At 44.5% G+C, this 18836-nt stretch carries 20 protein-coding genes; 14 read left to right on the top strand and 6 right to left on the bottom strand.

The annotated features are described in order from the left end of the window. Positions 1-13 precede the first annotated feature (13 nt). From VQ00_RS07260 to VQ00_RS07230, 7 genes are all read left to right on the top strand, one after another. The gene (locus tag VQ00_RS07260) at positions 14-1471 is read left to right on the top strand and encodes an aldehyde dehydrogenase family protein (protein ID WP_156154008.1); all 1458 of its coding nucleotides are present in this window, start codon (positions 14-16) and stop codon (positions 1469-1471) included. Positions 1472-1491: 20 nt separating this feature from the next. Then, positions 1492-2643 (top strand): iron-containing alcohol dehydrogenase, encoded by a 1152-nt coding sequence (locus tag VQ00_RS07255; protein ID WP_046179495.1) that lies wholly within the window; start codon positions 1492-1494, stop codon positions 2641-2643. Positions 2644-2699: 56 nt separating this feature from the next. Continuing rightward, entirely contained in the window at positions 2700-3551 is an 852-nt protein-coding gene (locus tag VQ00_RS07250; RefSeq protein ID WP_046179494.1) for a R2-like ligand-binding oxidase, read from the top strand. 17 nt (positions 3552-3568) lie between these two features. Further along, a complete protein-coding gene (locus VQ00_RS07245; protein ID WP_046179493.1) occupies positions 3569-4957 on the top strand; it encodes a UbiD family decarboxylase in 1389 nt (462 codons plus the stop codon). A 51-nt stretch (positions 4958-5008) separates the two neighbouring features. Further along, positions 5009-5245, top strand: a complete 237-nt coding sequence (locus tag VQ00_RS07240; RefSeq protein WP_046179492.1) for a ferredoxin — start codon at positions 5009-5011, stop codon at positions 5243-5245. Between the two features lie 194 nt (positions 5246-5439). Beyond that, positions 5440-6312 carry a DMT family transporter gene (locus tag VQ00_RS07235; protein ID WP_046179491.1) on the top strand — a complete coding sequence of 291 codons (873 nt, stop codon included), beginning with the start codon at positions 5440-5442 and terminating at the stop codon, positions 6310-6312. A 168-nt stretch (positions 6313-6480) separates the two neighbouring features. Further along, positions 6481-6681, top strand: coding sequence for a cold-shock protein (locus VQ00_RS07230; protein WP_018395257.1), 201 nt, complete (start codon positions 6481-6483; stop codon positions 6679-6681). A gap of 217 nt (positions 6682-6898) precedes the next feature. Here the strand turns inward: VQ00_RS07230 and VQ00_RS07225 are convergent, their stop codons facing one another. Further along, the gene (locus VQ00_RS07225) at positions 6899-8005 is read right to left on the bottom strand and encodes a CAP domain-containing protein (protein ID WP_046179490.1); all 1107 of its coding nucleotides are present in this window, start codon (positions 8003-8005) and stop codon (positions 6899-6901) included. 184 nt (positions 8006-8189) lie between these two features. On the opposite strand from VQ00_RS07225, the gene VQ00_RS07220 reads away from it, so the two are divergent. Together VQ00_RS07220 and VQ00_RS07215 are read left to right on the top strand one after the other, a co-directional pair. After that, positions 8190-9503 (top strand): NAD-dependent malic enzyme, encoded by a 1314-nt coding sequence (locus tag VQ00_RS07220; protein WP_046179489.1) that lies wholly within the window; start codon positions 8190-8192, stop codon positions 9501-9503. A gap of 269 nt (positions 9504-9772) precedes the next feature. Continuing rightward, positions 9773-10162 carry a sporulation protein gene (locus VQ00_RS07215; RefSeq protein WP_046179488.1) on the top strand — a complete coding sequence of 130 codons (390 nt, stop codon included), beginning with the start codon at positions 9773-9775 and terminating at the stop codon, positions 10160-10162. A 29-nt stretch (positions 10163-10191) separates the two neighbouring features. Here the strand turns inward: VQ00_RS07215 and VQ00_RS07210 are convergent, their stop codons facing one another. Then, positions 10192-10464 carry an acylphosphatase gene (locus VQ00_RS07210; RefSeq protein WP_046179487.1) on the bottom strand — a complete coding sequence of 91 codons (273 nt, stop codon included), beginning with the start codon at positions 10462-10464 and terminating at the stop codon, positions 10192-10194. Between the two features lie 204 nt (positions 10465-10668). Here VQ00_RS07210 and VQ00_RS07205 point away from each other — a divergent pair, with 204 nt between their 5' ends. The 3 genes from VQ00_RS07205 (at position 10669) to VQ00_RS18540 (ending at position 11879) form a co-directional block, all read left to right on the top strand. After that, a complete protein-coding gene (locus VQ00_RS07205; protein WP_046179486.1) occupies positions 10669-11280 on the top strand; it encodes a flavin reductase family protein in 612 nt (203 codons plus the stop codon). A gap of 101 nt (positions 11281-11381) precedes the next feature. Continuing rightward, positions 11382-11573, top strand: a complete 192-nt coding sequence (locus VQ00_RS07200) for a YwbE family protein (protein ID WP_046179485.1) — start codon at positions 11382-11384, stop codon at positions 11571-11573. 144 nt (positions 11574-11717) lie between these two features. After that, positions 11718-11879, top strand: a complete 162-nt coding sequence (locus VQ00_RS18540; RefSeq protein WP_156154007.1) for a hypothetical protein — start codon at positions 11718-11720, stop codon at positions 11877-11879. Between the two features lie 83 nt (positions 11880-11962). Here the strand turns inward: VQ00_RS18540 and VQ00_RS07195 are convergent, their stop codons facing one another. The 3 genes from VQ00_RS07195 to VQ00_RS07185 form a co-directional block, all read right to left on the bottom strand. Next, positions 11963-12916, bottom strand: a complete 954-nt coding sequence (locus tag VQ00_RS07195) for an L-lactate dehydrogenase (RefSeq protein ID WP_046179484.1) — start codon at positions 12914-12916, stop codon at positions 11963-11965. A 269-nt stretch (positions 12917-13185) separates the two neighbouring features. Next, positions 13186-13980 (bottom strand): TIGR00266 family protein, encoded by a 795-nt coding sequence (locus tag VQ00_RS07190; RefSeq protein WP_046179483.1) that lies wholly within the window; start codon positions 13978-13980, stop codon positions 13186-13188. 87 nt (positions 13981-14067) lie between these two features. Beyond that, entirely contained in the window at positions 14068-14658 is a 591-nt protein-coding gene (locus VQ00_RS07185; protein WP_046179482.1) for a uridine kinase family protein, read from the bottom strand. Positions 14659-14752: 94 nt separating this feature from the next. Between VQ00_RS07185 and VQ00_RS07180 the strand changes: the two genes are divergently transcribed. Both VQ00_RS07180 and VQ00_RS07175 read left to right on the top strand, forming a co-directional pair. Then, a complete protein-coding gene (locus tag VQ00_RS07180; RefSeq protein WP_046179481.1) occupies positions 14753-15205 on the top strand; it encodes a MarR family winged helix-turn-helix transcriptional regulator in 453 nt (150 codons plus the stop codon). Beyond that, positions 15202-17859, top strand: a complete 2658-nt coding sequence (locus VQ00_RS07175; protein WP_046179480.1) for an MMPL family transporter — start codon at positions 15202-15204, stop codon at positions 17857-17859. Before VQ00_RS07180 ends, VQ00_RS07175 begins: the two co-directional genes overlap by 4 nt. Positions 17860-17896: 37 nt before the next feature. Here VQ00_RS07175 and VQ00_RS07170 read toward each other — a convergent pair whose 3' ends face one another. Continuing rightward, positions 17897-18790, bottom strand: a complete 894-nt coding sequence (locus VQ00_RS07170; protein ID WP_052728398.1) for an AraC family transcriptional regulator — start codon at positions 18788-18790, stop codon at positions 17897-17899. Positions 18791-18836: the final 46 nt, after the last annotated feature.

The raw sequence follows: 18836 nt of genomic DNA, 5'->3' as shown, positions 1-18836 counted from the left end.
AGGAGGATAAATAATGGTGACAAAAATGAATCTTACAGGAAACTATATTAATGGTGAATGGCAAGAAGCGAAAACGGGGGATACGATGGAATCCGTCAATCCTGCTACTTCTGAAACAATAGGGGAATCGCAAAAATCAGGTGTGGAAGATATTAAACTGGCTATTGAAAATGCTAAAACAGCCTTTGAAAAATCCGACTGGCGTTCCAATTCAACGCGGCGTTCCGATGCTTTAATGCAATGGGCCTATAAGCTGGAAGAAAACAAAGAAGACATCGCCAAAATTCTTACGCTCGAAAATGGAAAGCCGCTGAAAGAATCACGAATCGAATTGAATGCTTGTATAGATACCCTTAAATACTTCGGCGGAATGGCACGCAGTGTATTTGGGAGATCGATAAACTTATCGGCCACTTCATACGGAATTATTGATAAAGAGCCGATCGGCGTTGTAGGGATTATTTCGCCATGGAACTGGCCGGCGATGCTGATGATTCGGGAAGCTGCCCCTGCACTCGCTGCTGGAAATGCAGTCGTGCTAAAACCGGCAAGCCGTACACCGATCGTAAGCACCGCTATTGTGAAGCTGATAGAAGATAACGAGTATTTTCCGCCTGGAATTGTCAATATTGTAACAGGTCCCGGCAGATTGATCGGGGATGAAATGACCACAAACCCGGATGTTCATGCAATCAGTTTTACTGGGGATACAAGTACTGGGAAAAATTTAATGAAAAAAGCGGCAGAAAAGGTGAAGAAGCTGGCATTGGAACTCGGTGGGAAATCTCCAAACATTTTATTTCCTGACGCGAATTTAGAGAAAGCGATTCCAGCAGTAGCAAAGTCAGCCTTTATTACGTCCGGGCAAATGTGTTTTGCGGGTTCTAGAGTACTTATTCATGAATCCATACACGAACAGGTGGTAGAAGAGCTGCGGAAAGAAGCTGAAAAATTGAAAGTAGGCAATGGAATGGATGAATCGACCGATATGGGGCCGGTCATTTCAGAAGACCAGCTTAATACTATTTTAGAATATTGTGAAATCGGCCGGCAGGATGCGAAGCTGGTAACCGGGGGAAATAGGCTGACCGGTGAAATGTATGATAATGGCTTTTTTATTGAGCCGACGATTTTTGACCAGGTTCCCATCGAATCAAAAATTGCACAGGAAGAAATTTTTGGACCTGTCCTCGTTGTTCAAGTTTTTAAGGATGAAGAAGAGGCAGTCGAACTTGCTAATGGGACAATTTTTGGATTAGCTGCCGGAGTCTGGACAAAAGATGTGAACAGAGCGATGCGTGTAGCGAAAAGAGTGCAAGCTGGAACGGTTTGGATCAACACGTACAACAAAAATTACCCGCAAACTGAATTTGGAGGCTATAAAGAGAGCGGGATTGGGCGCACAAGAGGCATCGAAGGATTACTGGAATATACCGAGACAAAACATATCAACATCGAGATTGAGGAGTAAAGGAGAGGAGGACGGTTATTATGTATTCTTCATTTGAATTTCATCTTCCGACAAAAATACATTTTGGCTTAAACAAAATTGAGCAGCTTGACCAGCAGCTTTCAAACGTTAATCGTGCCTTCATTGTAACCGATAAAGGAGTGTTGAATTCCGGTCTGGTTGAACAAGTGACAAAGATATTGGAAAAGAATGCGACAGCCTATGTTATTTATGATGAAGTGGAACCAGACCCGAGTGTTGAAACGGTTGACAAAGTGGCCGAGGTGTTTCAGCAGGAGGAAGGAGACGCTTTAATTGCGATTGGCGGCGGGAGTCCGATCGATACGGCAAAAGGTGTTCGTGTTATCGCCAGCAATGGAGGGAGTATACGAGATTATGCAGGGGTGAATCTCGTCAAACAATCATCCAGCATCCCGCTTATTGCAATACCTACCACGTCGGGTACCGGAAGTGAAGTAACCATTTTTGCCGTTTTTTCAGATTGGGAAGAAAATCGAAAGGTGACGGTAACAAGCCCGGCTCTTGCGCCGGATATAAGTATCGTTGACCCGAAAATGACGATGACTGCACCTCCGAGAATTACAGCTGCATCCGGCTTTGATGCTTACGCACATGCTGCTGAGACATTTGTTTCACGTGCATCTCAGCCTGCCAGTGATGCTCTTGCCCTTTCAGCTATGCGTACGGTGCATAAATACCTTCGTCGTGCCGTTTACAATGGGGGGGATGTAGAGGCGCGGGTTAAAATGGCGGAAGCCAGCTTACTGGCGGGGATGGCATTTAATCAGTCTTATCTTGGCTTAACGCATGCGATTGGGAGTGCGTTAAGTGGGCATGCCCATGTTAGTCACGGTGTCGCAATTGGTCTTCTGCTGCCGGCGGTGATGCGTTACAATTCGATCTCACAGCTGGATAAGCACGTGGAAATGGCCCGGGTTTTTCGTGAGGTTGACCTGTCAATGCCAGAATGGAAAAGCATAGACCAATTAATCGAAGATGTAACCCGACTGCGTAACGATGTGGGTCTGCCGCAAAGATTGCAGCAAGTAGGAGTGGAAGAAGATCAGCTTAAGGCGATTGCAGCTGATTCTATTAAAAGCGGAATGTGGAAATTTAATCCGAGGCAGGCATCAGAAGAGGAGATTTTAAATATGCTCCAGGACCTTTTTTAATAAGATTAAAAGTCGTGTGACGATTATACACATTTAACCATTAGGAGGGAATTGTGATGACGGAAAATAATACAAGCAAGAATGAAGAATTAATGCCGAGTGTAGATAAGACGACTGACGAAGTAGCTTGGGATTTATATCGTAAAGCAATTCGCTTTGGAACATGGGATCCTGCTGCGATCGATCTTAGTCAGGATAAAAAAGATTTTGATGCGCTTGACGAGGACCTAAAAGGATACCTGATTCATTTTTGTACCGGATTTCTCGACGCTGAAGAAAATGTCGCATTAAAGTTTTGTCCATGGATTATGTTGGGCTCTTCTACAGAGCAGCAAGCATTTCTTAGTACGCAGCTGCTCGAAGAATTTAAACATACAGAATTTTTTATGCGCTATTTCAAAGAAGTCATTGGACGAGAGCGAATTCCTTCGGTAAAAAATATGGTGCAGCAAAAACTCGATGATCGTGTGAAAACAATGCTGGCGGCTCTTGAACAATCGGAGGAGGAACGTGAAGCGGCACTTGTGGAAGGGCTTACTCATTACCAGGGAATTATTGAAGGCGTTCAGGCGATGACTGGATATGATGTGTTTGAAGCGGTATACGGAAGTAAAGGGCTGTTTCCGGGATTAGGCGAAGGATATGCCCGCATTAAAGAAGACGAAGGGCGCCATGTCGGATTTGGACTTCGAATGCTTAAGCTTTATGCGCGTAATCCTGAACACGCGAAAAGAATTCGCGCACTATACGAAGAGTATCTTCCTCTCATTTTAGTTCGTTACGATCAGCCGGTTATTGTAGATGGCAAGGAATATCCAACGCCGCCTGAAGTACGGGGACGTGAGCGGGTAACGAAAATGTTTGAGCGCAGATTAAAAGATATATTAGGTGCAACAGCCGCTGTTTAAGGGGGAGGATTTTTGTGATGAAGGCAAAGACGTTTCGCACGTGGCTTGAGCATCTTCAGAAGACAGATCGTCTCGCAGTCATTGACCGGAAAGTTAGTTTGCAATATGAAGTCGCTATGGTGGCAAAAAAATTAGATGGAAAAAAAGCATCCTATTTTACAAATGTGGAAGAATACGATGTGCCGGTTGTTTCTGGCATTTGCTCGACGCGTGAAGATTTTGCAGAAGCATTGGGCACGGATCAGTATGGGGTTATTTCGAAATTTTCCGAAGCTGTGGCTGCACCGGCTCCTTGCCGGCTGATAACGAAACAGGAAGCACCGGTTAAGGAAAATATTATTTTAGAGGATATTGATTTGATGAAGATGTTTCCCATTCCGGTCCATCATGACAAAGACTCCGGCAATTACATTACCGCTGGATTATTTATTGTTCGTGATCCAGTCACCCGTAAGCAGAACGTTTCGATTCATCGACTTCAAATTTCTGGGAAAAACAAGATCGGGGTTTTACTGTTGCCTCGTCATACATTTCATTTATACAAACAGGCTGAAGAAGCAGGCAGGCCGCTTGAATGTGCCATTGCAATTGGCGTTGATCCAGTGACACTTCTTGCTTCGCAAGCAAGCACACCGTTTGGGGTGGATGAACTTGAAATCGCCAGTGCACTTCGCGATGAACCGCTGGAATTGGTTCGATGTGAAACCGTTGATATTGATGTGCCAGCATGTGCAGAAATTGTGTTGGAAGGAAAGATCCTTCCGCATATCCGTGAACCAGAAGGACCGTTCGGCGAGTTTCCGAAGTACTATGGACCACGTACTGACAAAGAGGTCATTGAGATTACAGCGGTCAATCATCGGAACAACCCCATTTTTTATACGATTGTCGCAGCAGGATATGAGCACCTTTTACTGGGGGGCATTCCCCGTGAAGCAAGTCTGTTTCAAAGCATTCTGCAGACGGTCCCATCCGTTAAAGCGGTGCATATGAGTCCCGGAGGCACTTGCCGCTACCATGCCATTGTTTCAATAAAAAAGCGAAATGATGGTGAAGCGAAAAATGTGATTTTAGCCGCTCTTGCCAACAGCTTCGATATTAAACATGTTGTTGTGACAGACGAAGATGTGGACATTTTCAATATGGAGGAGGTTGAATGGGCGATCGCTACCCGCTATCAGGCGGATAAAGATTTGGTTGTCATTCATGAAGCCCAGGGTTCAAAGCTTGATCCGTCCACCCGTGATGGAGTTGGATCTAAAATGGGGTTTGACTGTACGGTTCCTTTAAATAGTGAACCAATGCAATACTTGCGAATTCGAATTCCCGGGTATGATGAGTGCAGCCTGGATGAATATATAAATCTCGATAAGTCCATTCAATCCCTTCACCTGGAAAAATTTTAAACATATCTGCATTGCCTAAGTCCGTCAAATAAATAGTTAGGATGGTTTAAAATGTCAAAATACACGATAGTTGACAAAGAAACCTGTATAGCCTGCGGTGCATGCGGTTCTGCTGCTCCAGAAATATTTGATTATGACGATGAAGGAATTTCATATGTAATACTTGACAATAATCAAGGTACTTCCCAAATCCCGGAAGGGCTTCACAGTGACTTGGTGGATGCTTGTGACGGCTGTCCGACAGATTCGATTAAAATAGGGGATACCCCTTTTCATGTATTGAATTAGAATGTGAATAAATAAGTGTTATAGACTGCCTGTTCCTAAGGGATAAAAGGAACAGGCAGTGTTATTGTTTTTACTGGCACTTTTTTGTCGCTCAGTCCACAATTTGTCTTTTTATACGGATGTTGGTGCATTATTTTGTATAATAGGAAGGGGATGAACGTTTTTAGAATGATGGTATAGGGGATAAATACATAATGAATAAAATTGTTTTCAGTCTGCTTGTTGTGCTGACGACGGGGTTAATGGGATCGGCATTTGCTATTGGAAAAATAGGACTGACTTATTTTTCCCCGTTGCTGCTCGTTGCTCTTCGCTTCACAATCGCAGGTATAGTTATGGCGGTTATCGTGAAAGCCTTGAAACGCCCGCACCCGCAAAAAGTAAAACAGTGGCTCCAGATGGCGGCCGTCGGCTTTTTTCAAACTGCGGCTGTGATGGGCTGCATCTTTTTAAGCTTGCGGACCATTACATCGGGTGAGTCTGCGATTTTAACCTTTACGAATCCGCTTCTTGTCGTTGTGTTCGGCACGATCTTTTTGCGGGTTCGATACCGGATTGTTCAATGGGCAGGTGTGCTGCTTGGAATGGCCGGCGTGTTTATTACGATGGGCGGCCAGCTCAATATCGAAACCGGTACGTTTTTAGGATTTATGTCAGCGGTCTCGTGGGCGATTGCCACACTGTTGATCAAATCCTGGGGGCACCGGCTTGATACATGGGTTTTGACCGCGTACCAAATGCTGTTTGGCGGCTTGTTTTTATTTGCGGCGAGCTTTTTATTTGAAGACCCGTTTATTGAAGTAAATACAGTTTCGATGGGGATATTAGTCTGGCTCGCCTTTATGGCTTCGATCGTTCAGTTTGCCGGCTGGTTTTATTTGCTCCAAACTGGCGATCCAGGGAAGACAAGTGCTTTTTTATTTTTAGCACCTTTTTTTGGCGTTTTAAGCGGCTGGATTTTTTTGGAGGAGCAGCTTCACCTTTACGTTTTAACAGGGGGGGCACTTATTTTTATCGGTATTTTCCTTGTAAATTGGCGAAGTGGTTCTTCCATAAAAAAGAAATGAAAACATTTTCTTTTTTTGAATCCCTTGCTTATTTTTAATAAAGCTGTTATGATAATAAAGAATTATTTTTGTTCGAAAAGTACAAGTGCTGTAAAGCTTATTGTCTTGATATTGCTTTGAGCAGGAATAGTATTATATTGTGCAACTGCACAACGGGAGGCAACATACATGGAACAAGGTAAAGTAAAATGGTTTAACGCAGAAAAAGGTTTTGGTTTTATCGAGCGCGAAGCTGGAGACGACGTATTCGTTCATTTCTCAGCAATTCAAGGCGAAGGCTACAAATCTCTTGACGAAGGTCAAGAAGTAACATTCGAAGTTGAACAAGGCCAACGTGGTCCACAAGCAACTAACGTACAAAAAGCATAATCCTATATAACACCGTAAAAAGGCAGTCTCGCTGAGACTGCCTTTTTGGTATGTCATTATTGGTGATAAACCAAGGTATCCTGTTCATGAGCAACGTCTTCGTATCGTGACCAGCCATCTGGTTTCGCGTCCAATCGGCCATTTTCGTGCCAACTGTCTTGTTTCATGACCAGTCACCGAATGACCAACGCCTGCCGCACTTCGTTGGCGGTCAGGCTTAATTATCAAAAAAGTTCTCTGTGAAATATGGCTGGTCTTCGTCATTCAATGCAACACCCACACCTAAATAGGCAAAATCATCGTTGACAATGTTTTTTCGGTGGCCGGCTGAGTTCATAAGACCTTCATGAGCAAAGATGCTGCTAAATTGGCCATAAGCAAGGTTTTCGCCAGCAGCCATAAAATGGGTGCCGTCTTCTTCCATTCGATCAAACGGCGATTGGCCTTCCAAGTTTGTATGATCAAAATAGGAATTTGTCGCCATGTCTATACTATGACCGCGTGCCGTTTCGCTTACGCGGTCATCCCATGTCAATACTGGCAGTCCATGGGTGACGCGTGTGGCATTGGTTACGTCAAATAGCTGATATTCAAATCCTTCCCGGAGTGCCGCGCTGTTTTCCGCATACATGCCTTTTTTCTCCGCTTCGAGATCTTCATTCAAAATTTGAATGGCTGTCACTGTGTTTTGCTCGTGCACATCATAAAAAACCGTGACAAAGCTGTTATCCATTTGGTAATAATCGTGTTCATTCGTTTCGTTTAAAATATAATAGGTCAAGCCTTTGCGCATTCTATCCATCGGATCACCAAGCTGAGCGCGTACCGTTTCTTTCGGTGTGTTCAGCGCGATGCCGACGTTTGATGAGATTAAGTCATGACTCGTATATAGGCCATTCACACGATTTTCTTCATCATAAGACACCATTAAAAAGTTTTGGTAATTTTCATGGTACGCATACCAATCAGTTCCATATTCGTTTTGAGACTGGCGTTTCGGTGCGCCGACTTCCTTTTCTACATCTGCACGCCCATCACCAATTTGTATGTTATAAACGGAAAACGTCTGGGCCTCCGGTGCGGCGAGCGCTGGTTTTTCCGCCTGCTCAACAGGATCCGGTGTAAGACCGACCAGACTTTTCACTTCACTGGTTACTTTATCAACCGAATTGATTACAATAGGGCTTTCACGGACTTCTTCCATTTGTTCATTGATAATATCCATAAACGCCAAATTCACATATGGTTCGGCATATTCTTCCCAGAGCGGCCGTGTATTAAAGGCTACAACAAGCAGCAAAACAAAATAGACTATTTTTTTCAATCATTCACACTCCGTTCTATCTTTTATTTTACCGGAAATGCACTAATTTTTCACGTAAGGGCTGTTTTGAACAAAAAATGCACCAATTCACATAGTTTTTTAAGTTTTTTAAATTTTTTATTCGGAAAATATGATTGAAAGCGCTATGATAGAGAGAGAGACTTTTAATGGAGGTACATATGTAATGGCATATAATAAATTAATTCGAACGTTAATGATTGAAATCCCATCCGTCCCGGGCAGCCTAGGCAAAGCAGCAACAGCGATTGGGCTAAGCGGCGGTGACATTGGGGAAGTAGAAACGATTAAAGTAGGTCCTGCTTATACGCAGCGGAATATTACCGTTCAAATTGAAAATGAAGAACAACTCGTTAATATTATCGGGAGCATTAATAAACTTGAAGGCTTCCGTGTACAGACGGTGTCAGATGAAGTGCTTCGCGCGCATGAAGGCGGCAAGGTGCAGATGAAAAGCAAGATGCCGATTCAATCACTCGCTGACTTAAGCCGCGTGTATACGCCGGGTGTGGCGGATGTGTGTAAAGTGATTGAAGCGGAACCGGAAAAAGCGAAAATTTACACCAATATCGGTAATAGTGTCGCAATCGTTACCGATGGAACAGCTATTTTAGGACTGGGTGATATTGGGCCGGTAGCAGGAATGCCGGTAATGGAAGGGAAATCGGCACTCTTTGACCAGTTAGTTGGCATCAACGGCATTCCAATTTTGCTTGATACGAAAAATCCAGATGAAATTGTGGCAACGGTCAAGCATATCGCGCCAGGATTCAGTGGCATTTTGCTTGAAGACATCGGCTCTCCTCATTGCTTTGAAGTAGAAGAGCGGCTGAAGGCAGAACTCGATATTCCGGTTATGCATGATGATCAGCACGGAACAGCGGTTGTGACGCTGGCAGCAGTTATTTCTGCTTGTAAAAGTGCTGGCGTAGATTTGAAGGAAGCCACGGTCGGACAAATTGGTCTCGGCGCGGCAGGTCTTGCGATTTGCCGTATGCTTATGGCTTACGGGGCAAAATCGGTTCTTGGTGCGGACCGGTCATCGGAAGCGAAAGAACGGTTGGAAAATTACGGCGGCACACCGATTGATGAACTTGAAGAATTGATGGGCCAGTGCGATATCGTCATTGCGACAACAGGCGTTCAAGGCTTGATCAAAAAAGAATGGGTGCGCAAAGGACAAATTATTTTGGCGCTTTCGAATCCGAGGCCGGAAATCGAGTCAGCGGACGCGCTTGCAGCCGGTGCAGCATATGCGGCAGATGGCCGCTCTGTCAACAATGTTCTCGGCTTCCCAGGTATTTTCAGAGGCGTGTTAAATGCACAGGCCGATAAAGTGACGCATCCGATGCTTGTTGCGGCAGCTGAAGCGATAGCGTCTTGTACAAAAGCAGGCGATCTTGTACCGCAGCCGCTCGATCGGACGGTTCATGAACGGGTAGCGGAAGCAGTCGAAAAAGCAGCAAGTGCGGCTAAATAAAAAACGAATTGACAAATTTAAAGAAAATCAAGTATAGTGAAAGTACAAATTAAACGTACACTCCTAAAGGGGAGTAGCTTTAACGGATTAGTCGTCATTTCAGAGTCTCAACTCTCGGCTTTTCTGGCAGCATGACGCTGTTAGCGAGACCTTTACCAACTGGTAAAGGTCTTTCTTTATGAAAAAAACCTTTGCCGAATTCAGCAAAGGTTTTTTTCTGGTTTATTTGTCCATACTAATCACAAACAAAAGGGTGGAGGAACATGATCATGATGTTACGAAAATATATGTCACTGTTAGGGATTGGTTCAGCTAAAATTGATTTAATTTTGCCGAAAGAAACGTACAGGCCGGGGGAACAAATTCAGGCGTGCTTTTTAATTCAAGGTGGTACAGTGGATCAGCAGATTATTCGGATTGAATGTGATCTTGTACTTGAAAATCATGCGGAAGAAACGAGCAAAACCATTGAAACACGCACGATTTTATCGACACGCACCATTGCGGCGGAAGAATTAAACAAAGTACCATTTACATTCCGTCTGCCGGAAGTTGTGCCAGTGCTGGAACGAGATGAGTCGTACCGCTTTAAAACGAAGCTGACCTTTGACCAGGGAACAGAAAGCGTCGATCAGGACTGGATTAAAATTGTTGTGTAAAGCAGCGCGTCTCTTCAGGCGCGCTGTTTTTAATACTTGATTCGGAATGACGTGTATTGTTCCATTGCTGCGGGTTCCTCTTTAATATGGTGCACCTTGGCGAAATGATTGCCTTTTTTCAGCACTGAAATAAAGGAATTGAGTTGTTCTGCTGTTCCTTCCGCTTGAATCGCGACTGATCCGTTTTCAAGGTTTTTTGTCCAGCCGGTTATTTGATGATCAGTGGCGGTCATTTGTGCAAAATAGCGAAAACCAACGCCTTGTACTTTTCCGGAAACGGTTAAATGCCGGGCTTGTTTCACACTTTTTCACTTCCTTCTTCATAGATTCGTTTGTCACTGCTCAACTAAGGGAATAAGTATCAAAGTTTGTTTGAGTGGTGCAGATGCACGAAGAAGTGTTTACAAGCGGTAAAGCAACAAAGCTGAACACGGAATTTTTTACGTTCCTGCTTTATTATAAAAAGATACAAAGAAAAAATCTATTTCAAAATAGGGGGATATAGTATGAAAAAACTTGACCCGGCGGCGTTGAGTGAACGGGAAAATTACAAGTTTTTAACCGGGAGCATTATTCCACGCCCTGTCGCGTTTGTAACCACGCTGTCTGAAAAAGGGATTTTGAATGCGGCGCCATTCAGCTATTTTAATATTGTTTCATCCAATCCGCCGATGATTTCTGTCTCCATTCAGCGTCAACACGGCAATATGAAAGATACTGCACGAAACGCGGAGGCGCAATCGTCATTTGTTGTGCATATTTCAGATGAATCGTATGTGAAGGAACTGAATGCGACAGCCAAACCGCTTCCGCCGGAGGAAAGTGAAATCAGCTTAACGAATTTAACGCCGGTAAATAGTGAGAAAATAAACGTACCGGGCATAAAAGAAGCGAAAATTCGGATGGAATGTGTACTTGAACGAAAAGTGACACTCGGCGAAACAGAGGAAGGACCGTCCTGTGACTTGCTGATCGGGCGTGTCGTTCAGTATCACATTCGGGAGGACTTGTATGAAGATGGCCGTATCGATGCAAAAGGACTTGCCCCGGTCAGCCGGCTGGCGGGGAATTTTTACGCAAAGCTGGGTGACGTATTTGAACTGAAAAGACCGACATAACCGTTTTTTTATAAGGGACGCAGCTCAAACCGTTTTCTTTCGATTATTGGGAGGAAAACCATTATACTAGTACTATCGTAAATAGAAAAAGGGGTTTTATAATGAACGGACAAAATAGAAGTGATATTAAACCAGGCATTGAAGTAAATGTAATTTTGAAAAAAGATCAGCGTACCGGAGTGAAAACTCGCGGCACCGTAAAAGATATTTTAACGAATTCCAGCTTTCACCCGCACGGGATAAAAGTACGGCTTGAAGACGGTCAAGTCGGCCGTGTGTGTGATATTTTATGAAGCTTGTTTTCCTGGGCAAAGGAACGTTTGAACCACAGGTTGTTAAAAGAGAGAATGTGAGCATCTGTGAGGCTGCTCGTAAATTGTCAGTGTAACGCCGGAGCATGGACGTTTTAAAAGAAAGACGATCAGTGTGGTCGTGTCATGTACAAAAGCTCAATTCAATATAAAAAAGCGAAAGCCTCCATTTATTTTGAGGCTTTCGCTTTTTTTGGGGGTCCAGTTCCAGGCGTCATCGAGGCCCACACGATGTGGGTCACAAAAGCGTTGCAGCAGGAAGCTGCGTTCTTAGCTTTTGTTCCATAAGCCCTTCTGGAGGCAAAAGGCGCCTCCGGCAGTGCTCGTCTTATGCTTGTCCCCGATAAACGGGCGCCTTGCGCTTTTCTGGTTTATTTCCAAAAAGGCTCTTGGACTTTTTTTATCGTATTGACACTGTGGTCAAACAATTCTTTTTCACGATCACTGAGTGGGATTTCTACTACGTCCCGAACGCCCTGGCGGTTAACAACGGCTGGTACACCAATATATACATCGTTATGGCCAAATTCGCCTTCAAGGAGGGCGGAGACGGTTAAAACGACATCCTGATTTTGCAAAATTGCCCGGGAAATGCGAGTAAGGCCCATAGCAATTCCATAGTACGTAGAGCCTTTTGCTTCTATAATTTCATATGCGGCATCCCGAACCTGCGCCGCAATTTCTTTCATTTTTTCTTCCGGATCCTCATTTTCATCTTTAGCCAGGTAATCTTTCAGCGGAATCCCGGCAACGTTGGCGCTGCTCCAGACCGCTACTTCCGTATCACCGTGTTCACCAATAATACATGCGTGGACGCTATGCGGTGCAACACCGAAGTTTTCACCGAGCAAATAACGGAAGCGGGCTGTATCCAAAATGGTGCCGGAACCGATGACACGCTCTTTCGGCAGGCCGGAAAACTTCCATGTTGCATACGTTAAAATATCAACCGGATTTGTCGCGATCAGGAAAATACCGTCAAAGCCGGAATCCATCACTTGACCGACAATATTTTTAAAGATTGCCATGTTTTTCTCAACAAGCTCAAGGCGCGTTTCCCCCGGCTTTTGGTTCGCTCCCGCACAAATGACGACAAGGGCTGCATCTGCACAGTCTTTATATTTACCAAAGCTTACTTTTGTAGAAGTAGGAGCGTATAAGACGCCGTGGTTCAAGTCCATCACATCGCCCATTGATTTTTGTTCGTTTAAATCAATTAATACAAGCTCATCGCACACGCCCTGGTTTAACATGGAAAATGCGTAGCTTGATCCAACTGCACCTGTACCGATAAGAACGACTTTGCTGCCTCTAATTTCGATCATCCTGAACACTCCTCTATTTAGTAAGTAAGATTGTTAAAATGTTAATGTGAAATAATTCACAAACTTATTATAGAGTGTAGATAAGCAGTTTGCAACCGTATTTGAACGAAATAAAAAGAGAATCCGCTTGCAATATGTCTATTTTATTAACGCTGTTTAAACGATGTTAATCGGAGCACCGAGCCGTAATAAAAATCTAGACCGGAAAAATTTTTCCGGTCTAGATTAAAAAGAATCGAGTCTGTTTTTTCATTATCCGGCCAGAGACATTAATCCCCATCTCCGCCGATAAAGTCAAACATACCGGCCAAGCCGCCTTCGCCTTTTGATCCGCCATTTTGTGGCATCGCCGCAAAAACACGGCTCGCCAAACGGCTGAATGGAAGCGACTGCACCCAAACCGTTCCTGGTCCGCGAAGCGTTGCAAGGAACAATCCTTCGCCGCCAAATAATGCTGTTTTAACACCGCCGACCGCTTCAATGCTGTATTCGACATCACCTGTCATCGCGACAAGACAGCCTGTATCCAAACGGATCAGTTCACCTGGTGCGAGTTTTTTTTCAAAAATTGTACCGCCGGCGTGAACGAATGCCAGACCGTCGCCTTCAAGCTTTTGCATGATAAAACCTTCACCGCCGAAAAAGCCGGTGCCGAGCTTACGCTGCAATTCAATTCCAATCGATACACCTTTAGCAGCAGCAAGAAATGCGTCTTTTTGACAGATGATTTTGCCTTGATGCTCACTCAAATCCATCGGAACAATTTTGCCTGGGTAAGGCGATGCAAATGAAACATGTTTTTTGCCGCTGCCTTCATTTGTGAAGGTCGTCATAAACAAGCTTTCACCTGTTAAAACACGCTTTCCGGCACCAAACAGCTTGCCCATTAGACCACCGCCGCGGTTTGACGATCCATCTCCAAAGACTGTTTCCATCTTAATGCCGTCATCCATCATCATTAAGCTGCCGGCTTCTGCAATGACCGTTTCTTGTGGATCAAGCTCTACTTGCACAAACTGCATATCATCACCAAATAATTTGTAATCAATTTCATGGTTGTTCATTCATTTATCCTCCTTTATTTTCAATTAGAAGTACGATTTACACATAAAAAAGTTTCGAAATAATGAAAAAAATAAAGCTTTAACGTTTTAGCTGTCCGGCAGCAGGATTTGTGCATAATCGCCGCTCGTTCCGCTGATCACGATGTCTGCGGAACGAGCGGGGTTTTGTGCTTGAATATAAGCTTGCTCCCCAAGCATCCACACGTCTTCCCACATAGAACGCATTTCTTCACCGTCCCGCTCAATTCCGCGCTGAAGCCTCACATCTCTCGGGCTGTCCACCCAAATTTTAAAATGATAATAAGGAAGAAGCTGCTCCATCATCGTATAACAGCCCTCCACAATGACAAAGCCGCCTGCCGGAATGTTATGTGTTTCGGCGAGCTGATCGTTTTCCCAGTCATATCTTTCATAACGGGCGGGCTCATTTTGGCTGAGCGGCTTTAATACCTGTTCTTCAATCCGGGCTAAATCCCAATTGCCGCCTATGTCATTGGTGCGTTTGCCGGAAAGCTGATAAAAGTCGTCGGCGTGAACGACGGTTGTTGTACTGCCGAGCGCTTTTTGCATTGCGCGAGCCAGTGTACTTTTTCCGGCACCACCGCAGCCATCAATAGCGATTAAAAAAGTGTGATCGTTTCGCTTTGAAAACGTTGCGATGAGTTGTTGTATATTCATGGAAAATCCCTCCCAAACAAATTATACCTTATTTATTGACGGTTAATCGTTTACCCCCTAAACTAAAAGAATAAGGTTTAGGGGGTAAACGATTATGGAAAAGCAGCTGCAGGAAGCAGTTGAATTGTTTGAAGAAGTAATGGTATATGGAACCGAACGCGTACTAAAATCGATTGACGATCCGATCATACATGACTATTCGCCCGAGCAGATTCAAATGATGAAAATTATCGGCAAGCATGGGCCGATCACGGCGGGCAGTCTTGCGGTAATGCAGGGTGTTCATAAAAGTGCCATTTCCAACCGTTTGAAAAAGCTCGAGGAAAAAGGCCTTGTCCGAATAGTAAAATCGGACAGTGATCAGCGGTCAAAATGGGTGGAGCTGACAGATGACGGAGCGGATTTTGTTGAAAAAGCAAAAGCCATTTTGTCCAGCTTTATTTCCTCGCTTTTGTCTGACCATATTGATGAAAAAGAAGTCGAGCAGTTTGTGAAGACGTTTCGCAAGTTAAAAGAAATTATGAAGTTAGGTGAAGAAGAACGATGAGAAAAATCATTCAATGGCGCTGGCCCATTTTGATCGGCATGATTGTGCTGACAGTGGCTTTATTTATGCTGGCGCCTAATTTGACGGAGCAGGCTGAGGAAGCGGGATCGTTCCAGCTTCCAGCAGATGCAGACTCGCAGCGGGCAGCGGATATTTTAGCCCAAGCGGGAGCAGGAGAAGAAACCATTTCACTTGTTTATACATTAGATAAAACACTTAATGACAGCGCACGTCAATCGATTGCCGACAGTGTGACGTCTCTTCAGAAAATCGGTGAACCGATAACAGGTGTGCTGAATCCGTTTGAAAGTGAAGAGATGGAAAGCCAGCTCGTTTCTGAGGACGAAAAAACAGTGCTTGTGCCGGTTACAGTAGAGGGGACGCAGGAAGAAATTAACATGCTCGCGGATGATATTCGTGCAAATGTGCTTCCGGATAATCTGACTGCTTATGTAACAGGTGAAGCGATCATCAATAACGATGTGAATACAAGCTCGCAGGAAGGGCTGAAACGGACGGAGCTGATTACAGTCGGACTCATTTTTGTCCTGCTTCTGGCCGTTTTCCGTTCTATTGTTACACCGCTTATCCCGCTGGCGGCCGTTGGGTTTACGTATTTACTCAGCCAGTCGCTCGTTGCATTTTTTATTGATTGGTTCGGTTTCCCGGTTTCCAACTATACGCAAATTTTCTTGGTGGCAGTGCTGTTCGGAATCGGAACGGATTATTGCATTCTGCTGCTCAGCCGATATAAAGAAGAATTGCAGGCAGGGCACTCAGTAGAAGATTCGATTGTGAATACATACAAAACGGCGGGGCGTACATTATTAATTAGCGGTATTGCTGTTTTTATCGGCTTTTCGGCGATCGGTTTTGCTGATTTTCCAATTTTCAAATCAGCTGTCGGCGTCGCAGTAGGCATTGCGATTTTGTTGATTGTGTTGTTTACGATCGTGCCGTTTTTTATGGTGACACTGAAAGAAAAGCTTTTTTGGCCGTCCAAAAAATCGGCTTCTCATAATGACAGCAAGCTGTGGGCATGGTTCAGTAAATTATCGGTGAACCGTCCGCTCCTCTCCATGCTTGTAGTTGCGCTGATCACAGTACCACTCCTGTTTACATACGATGGTGAATTATCGTTTAACACAGTAGACGAAATCGGTAACGAGTACGAATCGGTAAAAGGGCTTGATGCAATTTCAGAAGGATTTGGAAAAGGTGATTCACTGCCGGTTACTGTCATTATGAGTGGAGAAGAGGATCTTGTAACAGAAGAAACCGTTCCGTATGTGGAAGCCATCAGCCAAGAAATTTTAAAAGTAGACGGAGTGGAAGCAGTCCGCACGATCACGCGGCCGACAGGAGAAGCAATTGATGAGTTGTACGTCGATACGCAGCTGGGGCTGTTAACGGACGGTCTCGTTGAAGCACGTAATGGACTGCTGGATGTACAGGATGGATTGGCAGAGATTCAAAATGGACTGTCGCAGGTGGAAGGGCAGCTTCCAGCAGGCAGTGAAGCGTCATCCGGTGCGGAAGGGCTGCAGCAGGCAGCTGACGGGATCAGTCAAATTAATGAGCAGCTCGGCCTTATCTCAGGCGGTATGCAGCAATCTGGCAACACCGCACAAGCGGCCGCTCAGATTGGTGCTGTTCAGCAGCAGCTCACTCAGGCTGGGCAGGGAATCAATACCGCTGCCGGAGAGCTTGAAGGCACGACCGGTCAAATTAGTGAGCTTGGCGGCGGATTAGCACAGCTTGCATCCGGTGTCGGAGAAGCGAATAACGGTTTAGGTGAGATTGCAGGCGGCTTGACAAGTGCTGCACAAACGACCCGGGTGATGAGCCAGTCGGCAAGTGTACGTGATACAGGGATGTATATCCCAGATGGCACGCTTGAAAATGAAGAGTTTGCGGACGTGCTGGACCGTTATACAATCAATGATCAAAAAGGGATTAAACTGGAAGTGGTCCTTACAGAGGATCCGTATTCTACGGAAGCCATTGATATTGTCGAACAAGTAAAAAACACGGTCCAAACAGCGGTGATTGATACGCCGTTTGAACAATCAGAATTTGCTTATAGCGGCATTTCGAGTGTAAACAGCGACTTGAAAACGATCTCGTCTAATGACTTTAGCCGGACGGTGATCATTATGCTTGTCAGCTTGTTCGTGGCGCTGACACTGCTGTTTCGTTCAGTTATGATGCCGCTTTACATGATCGGCTCCTTGCTGCTGACCTATTACACATCGGTCGCTGTAGCTGAATTAATTTTCGTGAACGGACTTGGTTATGATGGCGTGAGCTGGGCTGTACCGTTTTTCGGTTTTGTGATGCTCGTTGCACTCGGCATTGATTATTCGATTTTCCTGCTTGATCGTTTCAGGGAAGAAGCGGTTGATGGAGTCAGTATTCAGCGGGCGATGACGGTATCGATGGCGAAAATGGGTACGGTTATCATTACCGCAGCGATTATTTTAGCCGGCACATTTGGCGCGATGATGCCGTCCGGTGTCCTCAGTCTTGTGCAAATTGCCACAATTGTCCTTACCGGTCTTTTGTTATATGGCTTAATTGTGCTGCCTTTGCTTATTCCAGCAGTTACAGTGTCGTTTAATCAAGGCGTATGGTGGCCGTTTAAAAGAAAATAAACGAAGCTGCTCCGCGTGAGGCGGGGCAGCTTTTGTCTTAATCAATAATAACATGCTGAAGATCCATCATTTTCTTGTCTTTTCTGAAGCTGTCAGCGGACATGCCAATCATCTTTTTAAACACTTTGCTGAAGTAATTTGAATTGTCATATCCTGTTTCCATTGCAATTTCATGGAGTGTTTTATTGGTCGTGGTCAGCAGTTCCATCGCTTTTTGCATGCGCATTTTCGTTAAAAATTGAATCGGTGTTGTCTTCATATGTTTTTGGAACTTATTCGTAAAATAGTATTTGGACAGCCTGGCATGATCTGCAATCTCATCCAGTGAAAGCGGCTCATGATAATGCGCCGTCATAAATTGGATTGCTGTGCGGATGTCTTCAGGGATCTCGGTTTTCACGTGATCAAGTCCTTTTGCGAAACGATAAAGCCCCATCATAAATTCATACGCACGGGCGGATGAAGTAAATGTATCCTCAATGCCTTCTTTGACCGCAAATTGATAAATTTTTTGCAGCAAAAAAATTAACGGTGACGCATCTTCCAATGTTATGCGCAACCCGAATTGATCAATTAAATAATCCCAGCATTCCTCCGCTTTTGACCCTTCTAATGTAATAAAAAGAAATTCCCATTCTGGACTTTCCTCCGGCAAATAGTAACAATGGCCACTCGGCACTTTCACAATAAACGCTTCGCCTGGACGAATGGTTAATGTTTGTTCGCCTGCTTGAATTTTGCCATACCCATTCAATGTGTATTGAAAGATATACGTATTGAGATCATTTTTTCGCATACGGCCGTCCCAATAATAATCGGTCGATGTCCGTTTCTCAAAGCCGATAGAGACAATTCGGGCAGCTTCTGTTAACGGCTCTTTTGAATGGTAATAAACAAAACTATGATGTGTATCATCCGGGAGAGAAAACAATATATTACCCCTTTTCCGATTTTATTTACCATTGTCCGAAAATTGA

The organism is Domibacillus tundrae (genome assembly GCF_000970675.1).
Classification (GTDB): domain Bacteria; phylum Bacillota; class Bacilli; order Bacillales; family Domibacillaceae; genus Domibacillus; species Domibacillus tundrae.
The sequence above is the reverse complement of the archived record's forward strand: the minus strand, read 5'-3'. Positions and strand labels throughout refer to the sequence as shown.